This window comes from Angustibacter sp. Root456 (genome assembly GCF_001426435.1).
In the GTDB taxonomy this organism is placed as follows: Bacteria; Actinomycetota; Actinomycetes; order Actinomycetales; family Angustibacteraceae; genus Angustibacter.
In genome coordinates this window covers 333,087-352,021 of the sequence record NZ_LMER01000014.1, presented here as the reverse complement: position 1 = coordinate 352,021, position 18,935 = coordinate 333,087, and the positions used below count along the sequence as shown (strand labels likewise).

Here is an 18,935-nt window from a genome sequence, read left to right as displayed (position 1 = left end):
CGGCAGCCTGAAAAGAAGCCGCCGCCCAGCCGGTACCATGGTCGGCGGCCCCGACGGGGCTCGGACCTCGACATTCCCCCACAGAGAGCGACGGCAGTGGCGACGACGAACGACCTGAAGAACGGCATGGTGCTCAACATCGAAGGCCAGCTGTGGTCAGTGGTGGAGTTCCAGCACGTCAAGCCCGGCAAGGGCCCGGCGTTCGTGCGCACCAAGCTCAAGGCAGTGCTCTCTGGCAAGGTCGTCGACAAGACCTTCAACGCGGGCACGAAGGTCGAGACTGCGAACGTCGACAAGCGCGACATGCAGTACCTGTACAAGGACGGCGACGACTTCGTCTTCATGGACACCGACACGTACGACCAGATCCACGTGCCGGCCGACACCGTGGGCACCGCAGCCGACTTCATGCTCGAGAACCAGAACGCCGTGGTGGCGCTGCACGACGGCACGCCGCTGTACGTCGAGCTGCCGGCCTCCGTCGTCCTGGAGATCACGTACACCGAGCCGGGCCTGCAGGGCGATCGCTCCACCGGCGGCACCAAGCCCGCGACGCTCGAGACCGGCGCGCAGATCGCCGTGCCGCTGTTCCTCGAGACCGGTACCAAGGTCAAGGTCGACACCCGCACGGGTGACTACCTCGGCCGGGTGAACTGAGCCCAGGTGGCTGCACGCACCAAGGCCCGCAAGCGGGCGGTCGACGTCCTCTTCGAGGCCGACCAGCGCCGGCGCGACCCGTTGCGCGTCCTCGCCGACCGGGTAGCGGCGTCCGACCCGCCCGTCAACGAGTACACCGGTGAGCTGGTCGAGGGCGTGGTCGCCCGTCGCGAGCGGCTCGACGAGCTGATCTCGACGTACTCCCAGGGCTGGACCATCGAGCGCATGCCGGCCGTCGACCGCGCGCTGCTGCGTCTCGGGATCTGGGAGATCCTCTACAACGACGACGTCCCCGACGCGGTTGCCGTGTCGGAGGCCGTCGAGCTCGCCAAGAGCCTGTCGACCGACGACTCGCCGTCGTTCGTCAACGGGCTGCTGAGCCGGGTGCTCGAGCTGAAGCCGAGCATCGCGCTCTAGCTGCACCGACGCACAGCGCGGCGTTCCGCCGGGTCAGCGGTGTGCCGCGCTGGCGTGCATGATCACGCCGGGGGAGGGGCGGGTCAGACGCGGTCGGACGACGGGTCGACGGCCCGGCGCGCGTCGGGGTCGAGCACGCCCCAGCTGATGAGCTCCTCGGCGAGCATGGCCGGTGGCATGTCGTAGATGACGGCGAGCGTGCGCAGGTCGTCCTGGCGGATCGAGAGCACCTTGCCGTTGTAGTCGCCGCGCTGCGACTGGATCGTCGAGGCATAGCGAGCCAGGGGGCCGGCCCGCTCGGCCGGCACGTTGCCGAGCCGCTCCAGGTCGATGACCAACCGCGGGGGCGCCTCGACGACCGAGCTGCTGCCGGCGTCGGGCAGCAGCGCAGAGACCGGCACACCGTAGAAGTCGGCGAGCTCGGCCAGCCGCTGCACGGTGACGGCGCGGTCGCCGCGCTCGTACGAGCCCACCACGACGGCCTTCCACTTCCCGTCCGACCGCTCCTCGACGCCGTGCAGGGACAGCCCCTGCTGCGTGCGGATCGCGCGCAGCCGCGCCCCCAGCGATCTGGCGTAGTCCGTCGACATGCTCGTCTCCTCGGTCGGCCGGTCACCCGCGGACCAGCTGCCTCCACATGGTCACGGAGCGTGACGACTCGCGTCAAGTGCGACACGGGAGGAGCACCCGAACAGCACCCCCGCGATCAGCCGTCCGGACGCGTGAGGTACCGTCATGGGCGAATCCTTTAACGACCCGTCCTGTGAGGCGGGGAAGGAGCATGCGATGACTCATGTCCCGGAGCCCCTGAGCGGGGCCGGCCCCCTCGTCGAGACGACGGTGCTGGAGGCCCCCGAGATCCGCCGGGTGCTCACGCGCATCGCCCACGAGATCCTCGAGCAGAACAAGGGCTCGCAGAACCTCGTGCTGCTGGGCATCCCGACCCGCGGCGTGGCACTGGCCCACCGGCTGGCCGAGCGGATCGCGCAGGTCGAGGGCGGCACCGTGCCGGTCGGCGCGCTCGACGTCACGATGTACCGCGACGACCTGCGCCACCAGCCCGTGCGCTCGCTCGAGCGCACCGACCTGCCGCCCGAGGGCCTCGACGACCGCACGGTCGTGCTCGTCGACGACGTGCTGTTCTCCGGTCGCACGGTGCGGGCTGCCCTCGACGCGCTGGCGAACGTCGGCCGGCCGCGCGCCGTCCGCCTGGCCGTGCTGGTCGACCGCGGCCACCGGGAGCTGCCGATCCGCGCCGACCACGTGGGCAAGAACCTGCCGACGTCGCTCACCGAGCGCGTGAGCGTGCTGCTGGCCGAGCACGACGGACGTGACGAGGTGCGGATCAGCCGCCCCGCGCCGACGGGAGGCGAGCACTGATGCGCCACCTGCTCTCCTCGGCCGACCTCGACCGCGCCGAAGCCGTCCAGGTGCTCGACACGGCACAGCAGATGGCCGCCACCCAGCAGCGCGAGATCAAGAAGCTGCCCACGCTGCGCGGCCGCACCGTGATCAACCTGTTCTTCGAGGACTCCACCCGCACGCGGGTGTCGTTCGAGGTCGCCGCCAAGCGGCTGTCGGCCGACGTCATCAACTTCTCGGCCAAGGGCTCGAGCGTGTCGAAGGGCGAGAGCCTGAAAGACACCGCGCTCACGCTGCAGGCCATGGGCGCCGACGCGGTGGTGATCCGCCACGGGTCCAGCGGCGCGCCGCACCGGCTGGCGACGTCGGGCTGGATCGACGGCGCCGTGGTCAACGCCGGCGACGGCACCCACGAGCACCCCACGCAGGCGCTGCTCGACGCGTACACGATGCGCCACCACCTCGTCGGCCGCGGCGAGCCGGGTGCGGCGACCGGCCAGGACCTCGCCGGCAAGCGCGTGACGATCGTCGGTGACGTGCTGCACAGCCGGGTGGCGCGCAGCAACGTGCTGCTGCTGCGCACGCTCGGCGCCGACGTCACCCTGGTGGCGCCGCCCACCCTGCTGCCGCAGCGGGTCGACACCTGGCCGTGCGCGACGTCGTACGACCTGGACGCCGCGCTGCCCGAGGCGGACGCCGTGATGATGCTGCGCGTGCAGCGCGAGCGGATGAACGCCGCCTACTTCCCGAGCGCCCGCGAGTACTCGCGTCGCTACGGCCTGGACGCGCGGCGGCTGCGGCTGCTCAAGGACGACGCCATCGTCATGCACCCCGGCCCGATGAACCGGGGACTGGAGATCTCGGCCGACGCCGCGGACTGCGAGCGCTCGACCATCGTCGAGCAGGTGGGCAACGGCGTGTCGGTGCGGATGGCCGTGCTGTACCTGCTGCTCGCCGGCAGCGAGCGCGAGGAGGCGCGATGACCGACCACCTGCTGCGTGGGGTGCGCCCCCTCGGCGGCGAGCCCACCGACCTGCTGCTGCGCGACGGCGTGATCGCCGACGTCGGCATCGGGCTGGACGCCGGTGGCGCCACGGTGGTCGACGGCGCCGGGCTGGTGGCGCTACCCGGCCTGGTCGACCTGCACACCCACCTGCGTGAGCCAGGACGCGAGGACGCCGAGACCGTCGAGTCCGGCACGCGCGCGGCCGCAGCGGGCGGCTTCACCGCCGTGCACGCCATGGCCAACACCGACCCGGTCGCCGACACGGCGGGAGTGGTCGAGCAGGTCTGGCGCCTCGGGCGCGAGGCCGGCTGGGTCGACGTCCACCCGGTGGGCGCGGTGACCGTGGGGCTCGCTGGCGACCGGCTGGCCGAGCTGGGGGCCATGGCCGACTCGGCGGCCAGGGTGCGCGTCTTCAGCGACGACGGCCGCTGCGTCGACGACGCCGTGCTGATGCGCCGGGCGTTGGAGTACGTCAAGGCGTTCGACGGCGTCGTCGCCCAGCACGCCCAGGAGCCTCGGCTCACCACGGGTGCGCAGATGCACGAGGGCGAGGTGTCCGCGGTGCTCGGCCTCACCGGCTGGCCCGCGGTCGCCGAGGAGGCGATCATCGCGCGTGACGTCCTGCTCGCCGAGCACGTCGGGTCCAGGCTGCACGTGTGCCACGTGAGCACTGCCGGCTCGGTCGAGATCCTGCGCTGGGCCAAGGGGCGGGGCGTCGACGTCACCGCCGAGGTGACGCCGCACCACCTGGTGCTCACCGACGAGCTCGTGCGCAGCTACGACCCGCGCTTCAAGGTCAACCCGCCGCTGCGCACCGCGGCCGACGTGCAGGCGCTGCGCGAGGCGCTGGCCGACGGCACGATCGACGCCGTCGCCACCGACCACGCGCCGCACCCGGCCGAGGACAAGGACTGCGAGTGGCCCGCCGCGGCCATGGGCATGACCGGCCTGGAGACCGCGCTGTCGGTGGTGGTCGAGGCGATGGTCGAGACCGGCCTGCTCGACTGGGCCGGAGTCGCCGATCGCATGTCGGTGCGGCCGGCCCGGATCGGACGCCTCGACCGTCACGGGCGAGGGCTGCAGGTGGGCGAACCGGCCAACCTCACGCTGGTCGACCCGCAAGCCCGCTGGGACGTCGACCCGGCGGCCATGGCCACTGCGGCGCGCAACACGCCGTTCGCCGGCCGGCAGATGCACGGCCGGGTGGTCGCCACCTTCCTGCGCGGGCGGCCCACGGTGCTCGACGGCGCGCCGGTCGACGGCAGCCAGGCGGCGCACCGGTGAGCCGCCCCGCCGCCGTCGCGGTCGTCGTCCTCGTGGTGTTGCTTGCCTGGGGGCTGATGTACGTCGGGTGGCGGGGCCGCGCGCGTCGCCAGGCCGGCGTGCCCGCCCCCGCCGCGCCGTCGTCCGAGCTCGCCGGACGCGCCGAGCGCGACGGCGCCGAGGTCACCTACGTGTCGACCACCGCGCGGGCCGACTGGCTCGACCGGGTGGCGGCGCACGGGCTCGGCGTGCCCGGCCAGGCCCGTCTGCTCGTGGTGCCCGAAGGGGTGGTGCTGCACCGCGTCGGCGCCACCGACCTGCTCATCCCCGCCGCCGACGTCCACGGTGCCCGGCGCGAGAGCGTGCGCGCCGGCAAGGCGGTTCCAGGTGCCGGACTGCTCGTCATCGACTGGGCCCTCGGTGACACCGTGGTGACGACCGCCCTGCGCGTCCGCCACGGCGACGACCGCGAGGCGCTTCTCGCGCAGGTGCAGGCGCTGGCCACGACCCCCGACCAGCCAGGAGAGACCTCATGACATCGACGATCACCTCGACGATCACCCAGGACGCCCTGCTCGTGCTCGAGGACGGCCGCACCTTCGCCGGTGAGGCCTACGGCGCCGTGGGCCACTGCGTCGGCGAGGCTGTCTTCTCGACCGGCATGACCGGATACCAGGAGACGCTCACCGACCCCAGCTACCACGGCCAGGTGGTGGTGCAGACCGCACCGCACATCGGCAACACCGGCATCAACGACGAGGACGGCGAGTCGCGCCGCATCTGGGTGAGCGGCTACGTCGTGCGCGACCCCTCACCGCGCCCGTCGAGCTGGCGCTCGCGACGTGCGCTCGGCGACGAGCTCGAGGCGCAAGGGGTCGTAGGCATCAGCGGCGTCGACACCCGCGCTCTCACCCGGCACCTGCGAGAGCGGGGAGCCATGCGCGCGGGCGTCTTCTCCGGCCCGGACGCCGCCCGGCCCGTCGAGGAGCTCGTGAACGTCGTCCGGATGGCCCCGAAGATGGCTGGGTCGGCTCTCGCCGAGGAGGTGTCGACCGATCACGAGTACGTCGTGCAGGCGTTGGGGGACAAGCGCTTCACGGTGGCTGCGATTGACCTCGGCATCAAGTCCATGACCCCGACGCGCCTGGCCGAACGCGGCATCGAGGTGCACGTGCTGCCCGCCACGGCGACGATCGACGACGTGCTGGCCGCGCAGCCCGACGGCGTCTTCTTCAGCAACGGCCCGGGCGACCCGGCCACCGCCGACACCCAGGTCGAGCTGCTGCGCGAGGTGCTGCAGCGCCGGCTGCCGTTCTTCGGGATCTGCTTCGGCAACCAGCTCCTCGGTCGCGCGCTGGGCTTCGGCACCTACAAGCTGGGCTACGGCCACCGCGGGATCAACCAGCCCGTCATCGACCGCGCCACCGGCAAGGTCGAGATCACCGCGCACAACCACGGGTTCGCCGTCGACGCACCCCGTGAGGGCGAGGCGAGCACGCCGTTCGGCCGCGCGCGCGTCAGTCACGTGTGCCTCAACGACGACGTCGTCGAGGGGCTCGAGTGCCTCGACGTCCCGGCGTTCTCGGTGCAGTACCACCCGGAGGCGGCGGCGGGTCCGCACGATGCCGGCTACCTCTTCGACCGCTTCGTCGAGCTCATGAGCTCGTCCGCCACCACCAGGAAGGGTGCCTGATGCCACGCCGCACCGACATCTCCTCGGTCCTCGTCATCGGGTCGGGGCCCATCGTCATCGGCCAGGCGTGCGAGTTCGACTACTCGGGCACTCAGGCCTGTCGCGTCCTGAAGGCGGAGGGCCTGCGCGTCATCCTGGTGAACTCCAACCCGGCGACGATCATGACCGACCCCGAGTTCGCCGACGCCACGTACGTCGAGCCGATCACCCCCGACGTCGTCGAGGCCATCATCGCCAAGGAGCGCCCGGACGCCGTACTGGCGACTCTGGGCGGCCAGACCGCGCTCAACACCGCGATCGCCCTGCACGAGCGCGGAGTGCTCGAGAAGTACGGCTGCCCGCTGATCGGCGCCAACGTCGAGGCGATCCAGCTCGGTGAGGACCGCCAGGCGTTCAAGGGCGTCGTCGAGCGGTGCGGCGCGGAGTCGGCCCGCAGCGCCATCGCGCACACGATGGACGAGTGCCTCGAGATCGCGGCCGACCTCGGCTACCCCCTCGTCGTTCGGCCGTCGTTCACGATGGGCGGTCTGGGCTCGGGCTTCGCGTACGACGAGGTCGACCTGCGGCGCATCGCCGGCGCCGGGCTGCATGCCTCACCCACCACCGAGGTGCTCCTGGAGGAGTCGATCCTGGGGTGGAAGGAGTACGAGCTCGAGCTGATGCGCGACAAGCACGACAACGTCGTGGTCGTCTGCTCGATCGAGAACCTCGACCCGATGGGCGTGCACACCGGTGACTCCATCACCGTGGCTCCCGCGATGACCCTCACCGACCGCGAGTACCAGCGGCTGCGCGACATCGGGATCGCCGTCATCCGCGAGGTGGGCGTCGACACCGGCGGCTGCAACATCCAGTTCGCGGTCAACCCGGCTGACGGCCGGATCATCGTCATCGAGATGAACCCGCGCGTCTCGCGCTCGTCGGCGCTCGCCAGCAAGGCCACCGGCTTCCCGATCGCCAAGATCGCCGCGAAGCTCGCCGTCGGGTACACGCTCGACGAGGTGCCCAACGACATCACGCAGCAGACGCCGGCGTCCTTCGAGCCGGCGCTCGACTACGTCGTGGTGAAGGTGCCGCGCTTCGCGTTCGAGAAGTTCCCGGCCGCTGACCCGACGCTCACCACCACGATGAAGTCGGTGGGCGAGGCCATGGCGATCGGCCGCAACTTCACCGAGGCGCTGCAGAAGGCGCTGCGGTCGGTGGAGCGCAAGGGCTCCTCGTTCCACTGGGACGGCGCGCCCGGAGACGCGCGGGCGCTCTTGGAGGCGGCCCGGCAGCCCACCGACGGGCGGCTGCTGCTCGTGCAGCAGGCCATGCGCGCCGGTGCCAGCGTCGAGGAAGCCCACGACGCGACGGGGATCGACCCGTGGTTCCTCGACCAGATCGAGCTCATCAACGGGCTCGCCGTCGAGATCGCCGATGCTGGCGAGCTGACGCCCGCGCTGCTGCGGCGCGCGAAGCGGCACGGGTTCAGCGACGCGCAGATCGGCGTGCTGCGGTCGATGCCGGAGCCGGTGGTGCGCGGTGTGCGTCACGCGCTGGGCATCCGGCCGGTGTACAAGACGGTCGACACCTGTGCTGCCGAGTTCGCAGCCCACACGCCGTACCACTACTCGGCCTACGACAGCGAGACCGAGGTGGAACCGCGCGAGCGGCCCGCGGTGATCATCCTCGGCTCCGGCCCGAACCGCATCGGCCAGGGCGTGGAGTTCGACTACTCCTGCGTGCACGCCAGCTTCGCCCTGCGCGACGCCGGTTTCGAGACCGTGATGATCAACTGCAACCCCGAGACGGTGTCGACGGACTACGACACCTCCGACCGCCTCTACTTCGAGCCGCTCACGCTCGAGGACGTGCTCGAGGTGGTGCACGCGGAGCAGCAGGCCGGCCCCGTCGTCGGCGTCATCGTGCAGCTCGGCGGCCAGACACCGCTCGGGCTGGCGCAGTCACTGGCCGACGCCGGTGTGCCGATCGTCGGCACCAGCCCGGCGGCGATCCACCTCGCCGAGGACCGCGGCGCCTTCGGCCGCGTGCTGCAGGAGGCCGGCCTGCCGGCGCCGCGGCACGGCACGGCGTACTCGGCGCAGGAGGCCGTCGAGGTCGCCCGCGAGATCGGCTACCCGGTGCTGGTGCGCCCGTCGTACGTGCTCGGTGGTCGGGGTATGGAGATCGTGTACGACGACGAGACCCTCGGCGCCTACGTCGAGCGGGCCACGCACGCCTCGCCGGAGCACCCGGTGCTGGTCGACCGGTTCCTCGACGACGCGATCGAGATCGACGTGGACGCCCTCTACGACGGTCACGAGCTGTACCTGGGCGCCGTCATGGAGCACATCGAGGAGGCGGGCATCCACTCGGGCGACTCCGCCTGCGTGCTACCGCCCGTCACGTTGGGGCACAGCGAGATCGAGCGCGTGCGAGCCTCCACTGAGGCCATCGCGCGAGGCGTCGGCGTGCGCGGGCTGCTCAACGTGCAGTTCGCCCTCGCGGCCGACGTCCTGTACGTCCTCGAGGCCAACCCGCGGGCCAGCCGCACCGTGCCGTTCGTCAGCAAGGCGACGGCCGTGCCCCTGGCCAAGGCGGCAGCCCGGATCATGCTCGGCGCGACCATCGCCGACCTGCGTGCCGAGGGCCTGCTGACGGCGTCGGGCGACGGCACGCACCTCCCGGCGGGCGCACCGGTGTCGGTGAAGGAGGCCGTGCTGCCGTTCAAGCGCTTCGTGACCCGGGAGGGCCTGGTCGTCGACACGGTGCTCGGGCCCGAGATGCGCTCGACCGGTGAGGTCATGGGCATCGACGACGACTTCGGCACCGCCTTCGCCAAGAGCCAGGCGGCGGCCTACGGCGGCCTGCCCGACCGCGGCACGGTGTTCGTCTCGGTGGCCAACCGCGACAAGCGCGCGATGATCTTCCCGGTCAAGCGGCTGGTCGACCTCGGCTTCACCGTGCTGGCCACCGAGGGCACCGCGGAGGTGCTGCGGCGCAACGGGGTCCAGAGCACGGTCGTGCGAAAGCACAGCCAGGGACCCGCGGACGGCGAAGGCACGATCGTGCAGCGCATCCTCGCCGGCGAGGTCGACATGGTCGTCAACACGCCCTCGGGCCGCGACGCGCGCGCCGACGGCTACGAGATCCGTGCCGCGACGACGAGCATGGACCGCCCGATCATCACGACGGTGCAGCAGCTCGCCGCCGCGGTGCAGGGCATCGAGTCGGCCCGCGCCACCACCATCTCCGTCCGGTCGCTGCAGGAGCACGCCCAACACCTGGCGCAGCTGCGATGAGCGAGCAGCGGCCCGGGCCGGTGCAGGTGCGTGGCGAGATCCTGGCCTCGCGCAAGGTCGGCGACTACCGGCACCTGACCCTGCTCGCACCCGGCGTCGCGGAGTCCGCCCGCCCGGGCCACTTCGTCGCGCTCACGGTGGGCGGCGAGCCGACGAGCATGCTGCTGCGCCGGTCGTTCTCGATCCACAAGGTCTCACCCACCGGCGTGTACGGCGGCACCGTCGACGTGGTGGTCGCCGACGCCGGCCGCGGCACCCACTGGCTCACCAGCCAGCCCGTCGGTACGCCCATCGACGTCGTGGGGCCGGTCGGCCGCGCCTTCCCGCTGCCGAAGGAGCCGGTCAGCTGCGTGCTGGTCGGCGGTGGCTACGGCACCGCGCCGCTGTTCTGGCTCGCGGAGGCGTTGCGCGAGAGGGGTTGCCGGGTCGACCTCGTGCTCGGTGCCGCCACCGAGTCGCGCCTGTTCGGTGTGGTCGAGGCCCGTCGCGTGGCGAGCACCGCCACGATCACCACGGACGACGGCAGCGTCGGCACCCGCGGCCAGGTCACCGCCGTGCTGCCGGAGGTGATCGAGCGTGCCGACGCCTCGGTGGTCTACGCGTGCGGACCGATGGGCATGCTGCGCGCGGTGACGCAGGTCGCGACGGCGCACGGCGCGGTGGCGCAGGTCGCCGTCGAGGAGGCCATGGCCTGCGGCGTCGGGATCTGCATGACCTGCGTGATGCCGGTCGAGGGCAGCGACGGCCGGACCCGCATGGTGCGCTCGTGCGTCGAGGGCCCGGTGTTCCGCGGCGACCGCGTGCGCTGGGAGTCGTGGGTCGACGGCATCGGCCAGGTGCCCGACGACTGCGTGGGCGCGGTCGCGATGAAGGGGCACTGATGACCACCACCGGGACGACGGCCGCCACCCCGACGGTCGACATGACCACCGCGATCGGCTCGCTGCGGCTGCCGAACCCGCTCATGACGGCGTCCGGCTGCGCCGCCGCGGGCCGCGAGCTGCACCAGTTCTTCGACGTCTCCGAGCTCGGCGCGGTCGTGACCAAGTCGGTGATGACCCAGCCGCGTTCCGGGCGCCCGACCCCGCGCATGGCCGAGACGCCCAGCGGGATGCTGAACTCCATCGGGCTGCAGGGCCCGGGGATCGACGCGTTCCTCGAGCACGACCTGCCCTGGCTGCGGTCCGTCGGTGCACGCGCCGTGGTGTCCATCGCGGGCAGCACCGTCGAGGAGTTCCGCGGCCTCGCCGAGCGACTCGTGGGGCAGCCGGGGCTCGCGGCGATCGAGGTCAACATCTCCTGCCCCAACGTCGCCAACCGCGGCCTGGTGTTCGCCTGCCAGGCCGCGCCGTCGTCGGCGGTGATCGAGGCGGTGCGCGAGGTGACGCCGGCTGACGTGCCGCTGCTCGCGAAGCTCTCACCCGACGTCACCGACATCGTCGAGATCGCCGCGGCGTGCGTCGATGCCGGCGCGGACGGCCTCACGATGATCAACACGCTGCTCGGCATCTCGATCGACGTCGACCGGATGCGCCCGCGCTTGGCCGGGCTGACGGGCGGCCTCTCGGGCCCGGCCGTGCGTCCCGTTGCGGTGCGGTGCATCTGGCAGGTGCACTCGGCGATGCGCGCCGGGCGGCTGCGACAGGTGCCCATCGTCGGCGTGGGCGGCGTCGCCAGCGGCTCGGACGCGCTCGAGCTCGTGCTGGCGGGTGCGGCCGGCGTCCAGGTGGGCACGGTCGCCTTCCACGACCCGAGCGCGCCGCTGCGCGTCCGCGACGAGCTCGCAGAAGCGTTGGGGCAGCGAGGTTTCACGTCATTCGTCGACGCCGTCGGATACGCCCACCGAGTGCAGGCAGGAGAAGTGTGAGCACCATGGAGCCCTTCGGAGCGCGCCTTCGGGCAGCGATGGCGCAGCGCGGCCCGCTGTGCGTAGGGATCGACCCGCACCCGCAGCTGCTGAGCGCCTGGCAGCTCGCAGACGACGCTGACGGGCTCGAGCGGTTCGCCCTCACGTGCGTCGAGGCGCTGGCGGAGGTCGTGGCGGTGCTCAAGCCCCAGTCGGCGTTCTTCGAGCGCCATGGTGCGCGCGGGGTCGCCGTCCTGGAGCGCGTGCTGCACGAGGCGCGGGCCGCAGGTGCGCTCGTCATCCTGGACGCCAAGCGCGGAGACATCGGCTCCACCATGACGGCCTACGCGCAGGCCTACCTCGACCAGCAGCGACCGCTGGCAGCCGACGCCCTCACGGTGAGCCCGTACCTCGGCTACGAGTCCCTGCGTCCAGCGATCGACCTCGCTCATGAGCAGGGGGCTGGGCTCTTCGTGCTCGGCCTGACGTCGAACGCCGAGGGCCGACTGGTGCAACACGCACGCGGTGACGACGGCCAAGCCGTTGCGGCGCAAGTGGTTGATGCGGTGAGAGCCGACAACGCTGCTGCCGACGACCTCGGCTCGGTGGGCCTCGTGGTCGGTGCGACGGTCGGTGACGCGGTCGCAGAGCTGGGAATCGACCTGGCCGCGAGCCGTGCGCCGCTGCTGGCTCCGGGCATCGGTGCGCAGGGCGCGGGCCCCGTGGAGCTGCGCGCCGTGTTCGGCGACGCCCGCTCCAACGTGCTGCCGTCGTCGTCACGGGAGGTGCTCAGCGCGGGGCCGTCCGTGACCGGTCTGCGCGACGCTGCGGCGCGCACGCTCGACAGCTGCTCGCGCGCCCTCGCCTGAGGTCGCGGCCCGCATTGCCCTGGCGCTCGGGGACTCGCTAGGTTCTGACCCTGCCCCACCTACCCGGTGGGCCCGCCGTCCGGACCCTGAGGTGAACCACCGTGGCCTTGCCCTCCCTGACCCCGGAGCAGCGTCAGGCTGCGCTCGAGAAGGCTGCGGCGGCACGCCGCGAACGGGCCGCGGTGAAGAACCGGCTGAAGCACGCGCAGGGCTCGCTGGCTGAGGTCGTCCGCGAGGGCCAGACCAACGAGGTCATCGGCAAGATGAAGGTGTCGGCCCTGCTCGAGGCCATGCCGGGCGTCGGCAAGGTCCGAGCGCGCCAGATCATGGACGAGCTCGCCATCTCCGAGAGCCGCCGGGTGCGCGGGCTCGGCGCCAAGCAGGTGTCCGCCCTGGTCGCTCGCTTCCCCGGTCAGTGAGCGGCGTCCCCGACGCTGCGTCGACGGCCTCGTCGCAGGACGTGCTGCGGCGGCTCACGGTGCTCGCCGGGCCCACGGCGGTCGGCAAGGGCACGGTGTCGGCGTTCGTGCGCGAGCGCTACCCGCAGGTGTGGCTCTCGGTGTCGGCCACCACGCGGCCACCCCGCCCCGGCGAGGTCGACGGCGTGCACTACCGCTTCGTCGACGACGCCACCTTCGACGCCATGGTGGCGGCGGGGGAGATGCTCGAGTGGGCCGTGGTGCACGGACGGCACCGCTACGGCACCCCGCGCGGGCCGGTCGAGCAGGCGCTGCGCGAGGGGCGGGCGGCGCTGCTCGAGATCGACCTGCAGGGCGCGCGTCAGGTGCGGGCCACGATGCCCGAGGCGCGGTTCGTGTTCCTCGCCCCGCCCAGCTGGGACGAGCTGGTGCGCCGGCTCGTCGGGCGCGGCACCGAGACCGAGGCCGAGCGCGAGCGCCGGCTGACCACCGCCCGCGAGGAGCTCGCGGCGGAGTCGGAGTTCGACGTGACGATCGTCAACGACGACGTCGCGCGGGCCAGTGCGGCGCTCGTGCGAGAGATGGGGCTCGCTGTCTGACACAATGGACGGCGGATCCACCTGTACGTCGACGAAACGAGAGCTCCTGTGTCGCGCACCACCGCAGTCCCCGAGGGCATCACGAACCCGCCGATCGACGACCTGCTGAAGGCCGCCGACTCCAAGTACGCGCTGGTCATCTACGGCGCCAAGCGCGCTCGTCAGATCAACGCGTACTACTCCCAGCTCGGCGAGGGCCTGCTCGAGTACGTCGGCCCGCTCGTCGAGACCCACGTGCACGAGAAGCCGCTCAGCATCGCCCTGCGCGAGATCAACGAGGGCCTGCTGACCTCTGAGCCCATCGAGGGCTGACCTGAGCGAGCAGGCGAGCACCGCGCCCCGCGTGGTGCTCGGCGTGGGCGGCGGCATCGCCGCCTACAAGGTCGCCCACCTGCTGCGCCTGCTCACCGAGAGCGGGCACGCGGTGCGGGTCGTGCCGACGCGTGCGGCGCTCGAGTTCGTCGGCGCGCCCACCTGGGCCGCGCTGTCGGGCCAGCCGGTGGCCACGGAGGTGTGGGACGACGTCCACGAGGTGCCGCACGTGCGGCTGGGGCGTGAGGCCGACCTCGTCGTCGCCGCGCCCGCCACCGCCGACCTGCTCGCGCGCGCGGCGCACGGGCTGGCTGACGACCTGCTCACGAACACCTTGCTCACCGCGCGCTGCCCGGTGCTCATGGCCCCTGCCATGCACACCGAGATGTGGGACCACCCCGCCACGCGCGCCAACGTCCAGACGCTGCGGGCGCGCGGGGTCGTCGTCCTCGACCCGGCGTCCGGGCGGCTCACCGGCGCCGACACCGGCCCCGGGCGCCTGCCCGAGCCCGACGAGATCTTCGCGGCCTGCACCGACCTGCTGGCGCGCGGTGCGTGGACGCGCGACCTCGCTGGGCGAACGGTCGTCGTCTCCGCCGGGGGGACGCGCGAGCCGCTCGACCCCGTGCGGTTCCTCGGCAACCGCTCGTCGGGCAAGCAAGGACTCGCCCTCGCGCGCGTCGCCGCAGCCCGCGGTGCCGACGTCGTCCTCGTGAGCGCCTCGGCGCTGCCGGCGCCCGCGGGAGTGCGCCACGTGCCCGTCGAGACGGCGCAGCAGCTGCGTGATGCCGTCGTCGATGCGGCCGTGGACGCCGACGTCGTCGTGATGGCCGCGGCCGTGGCGGACTTCCGCCCGTCCGAGGTGAGCGGCCACAAGATCAAGAAGTCCGACGACGGCGGGGCACCCACCGTCGAGCTCGTGCGCAACCCCGACGTGCTGGCCGAGCTGTCGGCGCAGCGGTCTCGTCCGGGGCAGGTCGTCGTCGGCTTCGCCGCCGAGACCGGTGACCCGGGCGCCGACGTCCTCACCCACGCGCGCGCCAAGCTGGCGCGCAAGGGCTGTGACCTGTTGGTGGTCAACGAGGTCGGCGTCGACAAGACCTTCGGCGCCGACACCAGCAGCGCCGTGATCCTCGATCGGGACGGCGGGGAGCACGTCGTGTCCGAGGGTCCGAAGTCCGCACTCGCCCACGCCGTCTGGGATGCGGTCGTCGACCGCCTGCCCGCACCGTCCCGATAGACTGACCAACGGTGCCCGCGGGCGCCGACCAGCCAGCAGCCGCTGCACCTGAGGAGAGCACGTGTCGTCCCTTCGCCTGTTCACGTCCGAGTCGGTCACCGAAGGTCACCCCGACAAGATCTGCGACCAGATCAGCGACTCCATCCTCGACGCGATGCTCGCGGAGGACCCGCGCAGCCGCGTCGCCGTCGAGACGATGGTCACCACGGGTCTGGTGCACGTCGCCGGTGAGGTGACGACGTCGTCGTACGTCGACATCCCGCGGATCGTGCGCGACACGGTGCTCGGCATCGGCTACGACTCCTCCACCAAGGGCTTCGACGGCAACTCCTGCGGTGTCGAGGTCTCGATCGGTGCGCAGTCGCCCGACATCGCCCAGGGCGTGGACGACGCCTACGAGCGCCGCGCCGAAGGTGGCGTCGACCCGCTGGACGCGCAGGGCGCCGGCGACCAGGGCCTGATGTTCGGCTACGCCAGCGACGACACACCCGAGCTGATGCCGCTGCCGATCTACTTGGCGCACCGGCTGTCCGAGCAGCTCACTCGGGCGCGCAAGAACGGCGAGCTGCCGTACCTGCGCCCGGACGGCAAGACCCAGGTCACGATCGGCTACGACGGTGAGCGCGCCGTCCAGCTCGAGACCGTCGTGCTGTCGACCCAGCACGCGGCCGACATCTCCCTCGACGGCATGCTGACCCCCGACATCGAGGCGCACGTGGTCAAGCCCGTGCTCTCCGCGCTCGACGTCGACCTCGACACCTCCGGTACGCGACTGCTCGTCAACCCCACGGGTCGCTTCGAGATCGGCGGCCCGATGGGCGATGCCGGCCTCACCGGGCGCAAGATCATCGTCGACACCTACGGCGGCATGGCTCGGCACGGCGGTGGCGCCTTCAGCGGCAAGGACCCGTCGAAGGTCGACCGCTCGGCGGCGTACGCCATGCGCTGGGTGGCCAAGAACGTCGTGGCTGCGGGTCTGGCCCGCCGGTGCGAGGTGCAGGTCGCCTACGCGATCGGCAAGGCCCACCCGGTGGGCCTGTACGTCGAGACGTTCGGCACCGAGACCGCCGACCCGGCGAAGATCACCGCGGCCATCACCGAGGTGTTCGACCTGCGTCCGGCCGCGATCATCCGCGACCTCGACCTGCTGCGTCCGATCTACGCTCGCACCGCGGCGTACGGCCACTTCGGCCGCACCGACGACCAGGGTGGCTTCACGTGGGAGCGCACCGACCGCGTCGAGGCCCTGCGCTCAGCCGTCTCCGCCTGACCACCCGCCCGGCGACCTCTCCCATCTGATGGCGCGGGGGCACCCTGCTGCCTTCCTAGTGCAGTGAGGTGCCCCAGCGGCCACCGCCGAATGCAGTAGATCGCCCCAAGGGTGCGCTGGCGTGCATGATCACGGACGGAGTCCACCTCTCCCGTCTGGTGGACGCGGGGGCACCCTGTCGCCTTCCTAGTGCAGTGGGGTGCCCCAGTGGTCATCGCTGAGTGAAGTAGATCGCCCCGGTGGGCTGGCGTGCATGATCACGGACGGCGGGGGTGGGCTGGCGTGCATCATCACGGACGGCCGGGGTGGGCTGGCGTGCATGATCACGGACGGCGGCGGGCGAGGTGACGGTGGCGTCGGGTAGGAATGGCGCGTGAGCCAGCACCCCGACCGCGGCGCGGACGCCGAGCCTCGACCCGAGGGCGGTCCCGGTCAGCTGGCGCTGGGTGTTCCGGCCGAGGCCAAGGCGGCGGCCCGCCGCCGTCCGGCGCCGGCGCCGCCGGGGCTCGCGGACGTCGACCCCGTGGCCGAGGTGCTGGTCGACGTCCCGCTCGCGCACCTCGACCGCGTCTTCGAGTACGCCGTCCCCGCGCCGCTGGCCCAGTCGGCCCAGCCGGGCGTGCGCGTCAAAGTGCGCTTCGCCGGTGGCGACCGCGACGGCTTCGTCGTGTCGCGCAAGGCCGAGGCCGAGCACCCCGGCAAGCTGGCTCCGCTGCGGCGGGTGGTCTCGCCCGAGCCGGTGCTCACGCCGCCACTGATCCGGTTGTGCCGGGCGGTCGCCGACCGCTGGGCGGGCACGCTCGGCGACGTGCTGCGGCTCGCCGTCCCGCCCCGGCACGCCCAGGCCGAGCAGGCGGCCCCTACGGCGGACGACGCCTCGCCGAGGCCCCCTTCTCCCGCCCCCGGCGCCTGGGAGGGCTACCCCGGCGGCGCGGCTTTCCTCGGACGCATCGCGACGGGCGAGGCGCCCCGCGCCGCGTGGCTCGCCACGCCCTCGGCCGCCGACGCCTCGCACGATTGGCCTGCCGCAGTGGCGACGGCCGTGCTCACGGCGCTGAGCGCCGGCCGGGGCGCACTCGTCGTGGTGCCCGATGCGCGGGACGTCGCCCGCGTCGACGCCGCTCTCACCGCGCTCGACCCCGACGCCGGTCAGGTGGTGCTGACCGCAGACCTGGGTCCCCGCGCCCGCTACACGGCGTGGCTGTCGGTGCTTCGTGGGGCCGGCAGAGCCGTGATCGGCACGCGGGCGGCGATGTTTGCGCCGGTGCGCGACCTCGGCCTGGTGGTCTGCTGGGACGACGGCGACGACCTGCACGCCGAGCCGCACGCGCCGTACCCCCACGTGCGTGAGGTGCTGGCCCTGCGCTCGGAGCTCGAGGGTGCGGCGGCGCTCTTCGGCGGGTTCGTGCGCACCGCTGAGGTCGAGCGCATGGTGCAGACGGGCTGGGCGCGCCCGGTGCAGGCCCCGCCGGCCACGCTGCGCGCCGGTGCCCCGCGGGTGCTCGTCGCGGGGGAGGGCCATGAGCCAGAGCGGGATGCGGCCGCGGACACCGCCCGGTTGCCCTCGCTCGCGTGGCGCACCGCCGCCAAGGCCCTGGACGACGGCCCCGTGCTCGTGCAGGTACCCCGCCGTGGGTACGTGCCGGCGCTGGCCTGCCAGCAGTGCCGCACCCCAGCCCGTTGCCCGGCGTGCCACGGGCCGCTGATGCTGGCCGGCGGCTCCGGCGTCCCGACCTGCCGGTGGTGCGCGACGGCCAGCGTCGGCTGGCGCTGCCCCGAGTGCGGCGACCGGCGCCTGCGCTCGGTGGTGGTGGGAGCGCGACGCACCGCCGAGGAGCTGGGACGCGCGTTCCCTGGCACGCCGGTGGTCACGAGCGGGGGCGGCCAGGTCGTGGCCCGCGTGCCCGCCCGCCGGGCGCTCGTGATCGCCACACCCGGCGCCGAGCCCGTCGCGGACGGCGGTTACGCGGCCGCCCTGCTGCTCGACCCGTGGGCCCTGCTCGGCCGCAGCGACCTGCGCGCGGGCGAGGAGGCGCTGCGCCGCTGGGCCGACGCAGCCGCCCTCGTGCGCAGCTCGACCCTGGGCGGGGTCGTCGTCCTTGCCGGCCCGGGTGGCCTGCCGCCGGTCGAGGCCCTCGTGCGCTGGGCACCGACCTGGCACAGTGGCCGCGAGCTCTCCGCGCGCCAGGCGCTCGGCTTCCCGCCCGCACGCGCCGTCGCCACGCTCACCGGTCCCGCAGCCGCCGTCGACGAGCTCGTGGCCGGCGCGCACCTGCCCGGCGACGTCGAGGTGCTCGGACCGGTGCCCGTGCCGCCGCAGCGGTCGGCGGCGCCCGACGACGAGCCGCCCGTGCGCCTGGTACTGCGCACCGCACCGGCTGCCCGCGACCGGCTCGCCGACGGCCTCAAGGGTGCGGCGGCCGGTCGCAGTGCCCGCAAGCGGCCCGGCAGCGTGCGCGTGCAGGTCGACCCGCTCGACCTGGTGTGAGCGGCGCTGCTCGGGCGCAGGCCGGCGTCGGCCGATGACCGGTGGGGAGGCAGGGCCATGACGCGGGACGAGTCGACGACGAGGCGCGAGCGCGCGGGTGGCCGGCACCGGTTCGACCAGAGTCCGCCGGAGCCCTTCAGCGTCAGTGCCTGAACGCGCAGGCCCCGGCGCAGCCTCCTCGATCCCGGCCGGGACCCTCGGCTGCTGCTG

18 protein-coding genes are annotated in these 18,935 nt (G+C 72.9%); 17 read left to right on the top strand and 1 reads right to left on the bottom strand.

The features are described from left to right. Positions 1 to 96: 96 nt before the first annotated feature. Both efp and nusB read left to right on the top strand, forming a co-directional pair. Complete coding sequence (efp, locus tag ASD06_RS06805) at positions 97 to 657, top strand: elongation factor P (RefSeq protein ID WP_056674773.1); 561 nt, start codon at positions 97 to 99, stop codon at positions 655 to 657. Between the two features lie 6 nt (positions 658 to 663). Beyond that, positions 664 to 1,074 carry a transcription antitermination factor NusB gene (gene nusB / locus ASD06_RS06800; RefSeq protein ID WP_056674771.1) on the top strand — a complete coding sequence of 137 codons (411 nt, stop codon included), beginning with the start codon at positions 664 to 666 and terminating at the stop codon, positions 1,072 to 1,074. Between the two features lie 83 nt (positions 1,075 to 1,157). Here nusB and ASD06_RS06795 read toward each other — a convergent pair whose 3' ends face one another. Beyond that, a complete protein-coding gene (locus ASD06_RS06795; protein ID WP_056674769.1) occupies positions 1,158 to 1,664 on the bottom strand; it encodes a transcriptional regulator in 507 nt (168 codons plus the stop codon). 196 nt (positions 1,665 to 1,860) lie between these two features. Here ASD06_RS06795 and pyrR point away from each other — a divergent pair, with 196 nt between their 5' ends. The 15 genes from pyrR to ASD06_RS06720 all read left to right on the top strand — a co-directional run bounded on the left by pyrR (position 1,861) and on the right by ASD06_RS06720 (position 18,725). Next, positions 1,861 to 2,454, top strand: coding sequence for a bifunctional pyr operon transcriptional regulator/uracil phosphoribosyltransferase PyrR (gene pyrR, locus ASD06_RS06790; protein ID WP_056674767.1), 594 nt, complete (start codon positions 1,861 to 1,863; stop codon positions 2,452 to 2,454). Further along, positions 2,451 to 3,419: an aspartate carbamoyltransferase catalytic subunit gene (locus ASD06_RS06785; RefSeq protein WP_056674765.1), complete on the top strand. Its 969-nt coding sequence runs from the start codon at positions 2,451 to 2,453 to the stop codon at positions 3,417 to 3,419. The genes pyrR and ASD06_RS06785 overlap by 4 nt, the downstream gene beginning before the upstream one ends. Beyond that, entirely contained in the window at positions 3,416 to 4,726 is a 1,311-nt protein-coding gene (locus tag ASD06_RS06780) for a dihydroorotase (protein WP_056674762.1), read from the top strand. The genes ASD06_RS06785 and ASD06_RS06780 overlap by 4 nt, the downstream gene beginning before the upstream one ends. After that, complete coding sequence (locus ASD06_RS06775) at positions 4,723 to 5,241, top strand: hypothetical protein (RefSeq protein WP_056674760.1); 519 nt, start codon at positions 4,723 to 4,725, stop codon at positions 5,239 to 5,241. Before ASD06_RS06780 ends, ASD06_RS06775 begins: the two co-directional genes overlap by 4 nt. Then, positions 5,238 to 6,398 carry a glutamine-hydrolyzing carbamoyl-phosphate synthase small subunit gene (gene carA / locus ASD06_RS06770; protein ID WP_056674758.1) on the top strand — a complete coding sequence of 387 codons (1,161 nt, stop codon included), beginning with the start codon at positions 5,238 to 5,240 and terminating at the stop codon, positions 6,396 to 6,398. The genes ASD06_RS06775 and carA overlap by 4 nt, the downstream gene beginning before the upstream one ends. Further along, complete coding sequence (gene carB / locus ASD06_RS06765) at positions 6,398 to 9,682, top strand: carbamoyl-phosphate synthase large subunit (RefSeq protein WP_056674756.1); 3,285 nt, start codon at positions 6,398 to 6,400, stop codon at positions 9,680 to 9,682. Before carA ends, carB begins: the two co-directional genes overlap by 1 nt. Beyond that, positions 9,679 to 10,563, top strand: coding sequence for a dihydroorotate dehydrogenase electron transfer subunit (locus ASD06_RS06760; RefSeq protein WP_056674754.1), 885 nt, complete (start codon positions 9,679 to 9,681; stop codon positions 10,561 to 10,563). The genes carB and ASD06_RS06760 overlap by 4 nt, the downstream gene beginning before the upstream one ends. Next, positions 10,563 to 11,549, top strand: coding sequence for a dihydroorotate dehydrogenase (locus tag ASD06_RS06755; RefSeq protein ID WP_056674752.1), 987 nt, complete (start codon positions 10,563 to 10,565; stop codon positions 11,547 to 11,549). Before ASD06_RS06760 ends, ASD06_RS06755 begins: the two co-directional genes overlap by 1 nt. Positions 11,550 to 11,554: 5 nt before the next feature. After that, a complete protein-coding gene (pyrF, locus tag ASD06_RS06750; RefSeq protein ID WP_056675136.1) occupies positions 11,555 to 12,397 on the top strand; it encodes an orotidine-5'-phosphate decarboxylase in 843 nt (280 codons plus the stop codon). Positions 12,398 to 12,498: 101 nt separating this feature from the next. Continuing rightward, the gene (gene mihF / locus ASD06_RS06745; RefSeq protein ID WP_056674750.1) at positions 12,499 to 12,816 is read left to right on the top strand and encodes an integration host factor, actinobacterial type; all 318 of its coding nucleotides are present in this window, start codon (positions 12,499 to 12,501) and stop codon (positions 12,814 to 12,816) included. Then, entirely contained in the window at positions 12,813 to 13,415 is a 603-nt protein-coding gene (gene gmk / locus ASD06_RS06740; protein ID WP_235502247.1) for a guanylate kinase, read from the top strand. Before mihF ends, gmk begins: the two co-directional genes overlap by 4 nt. Positions 13,416 to 13,463: 48 nt before the next feature. Next, positions 13,464 to 13,727 carry a DNA-directed RNA polymerase subunit omega gene (rpoZ, locus tag ASD06_RS06735; RefSeq protein WP_056674748.1) on the top strand — a complete coding sequence of 88 codons (264 nt, stop codon included), beginning with the start codon at positions 13,464 to 13,466 and terminating at the stop codon, positions 13,725 to 13,727. 1 nt (position 13,728) lies between these two features. Then, positions 13,729 to 14,967 carry a bifunctional phosphopantothenoylcysteine decarboxylase/phosphopantothenate--cysteine ligase CoaBC gene (coaBC, locus tag ASD06_RS06730; RefSeq protein ID WP_157371557.1) on the top strand — a complete coding sequence of 413 codons (1,239 nt, stop codon included), beginning with the start codon at positions 13,729 to 13,731 and terminating at the stop codon, positions 14,965 to 14,967. Positions 14,968 to 15,028: 61 nt separating this feature from the next. Then, positions 15,029 to 16,237, top strand: coding sequence for a methionine adenosyltransferase (gene metK, locus ASD06_RS06725; protein ID WP_056674744.1), 1,209 nt, complete (start codon positions 15,029 to 15,031; stop codon positions 16,235 to 16,237). Between the two features lie 373 nt (positions 16,238 to 16,610). After that, positions 16,611 to 18,725 (top strand): primosomal protein N', encoded by a 2,115-nt coding sequence (locus ASD06_RS06720; RefSeq protein ID WP_235502245.1) that lies wholly within the window; start codon positions 16,611 to 16,613, stop codon positions 18,723 to 18,725. Positions 18,726 to 18,935 lie beyond the last annotated feature (210 nt).

Bases quoted from the DNA above. Each gene is read 5' to 3' on its own strand.
- ASD06_RS06795 (WP_056674769.1), bottom strand. From the start codon at position 1,664: ATGTCGACGGACTACGCCAGATCGCTGGGGGCGCGGCTGCGCGCGATC.
- pyrR (WP_056674767.1), top strand. From the start codon at position 1,861: ATGACTCATGTCCCGGAGCCCCTGAGCGGGGCCGGCCCCCTCGTCGAG.
- ASD06_RS06780 (WP_056674762.1), top strand. From the start codon at position 3,416: ATGACCGACCACCTGCTGCGTGGGGTGCGCCCCCTCGGCGGCGAGCCC.
- carA (WP_056674758.1), top strand. From the start codon at position 5,238: ATGACATCGACGATCACCTCGACGATCACCCAGGACGCCCTGCTCGTG.
- carB (WP_056674756.1), top strand. From the start codon at position 6,398: ATGCCACGCCGCACCGACATCTCCTCGGTCCTCGTCATCGGGTCGGGG.
- ASD06_RS06760 (WP_056674754.1), top strand. From the start codon at position 9,679: ATGAGCGAGCAGCGGCCCGGGCCGGTGCAGGTGCGTGGCGAGATCCTG.
- ASD06_RS06755 (WP_056674752.1), top strand. From the start codon at position 10,563: ATGACCACCACCGGGACGACGGCCGCCACCCCGACGGTCGACATGACC.
- pyrF (WP_056675136.1), top strand. From the start codon at position 11,555: ATGGAGCCCTTCGGAGCGCGCCTTCGGGCAGCGATGGCGCAGCGCGGC.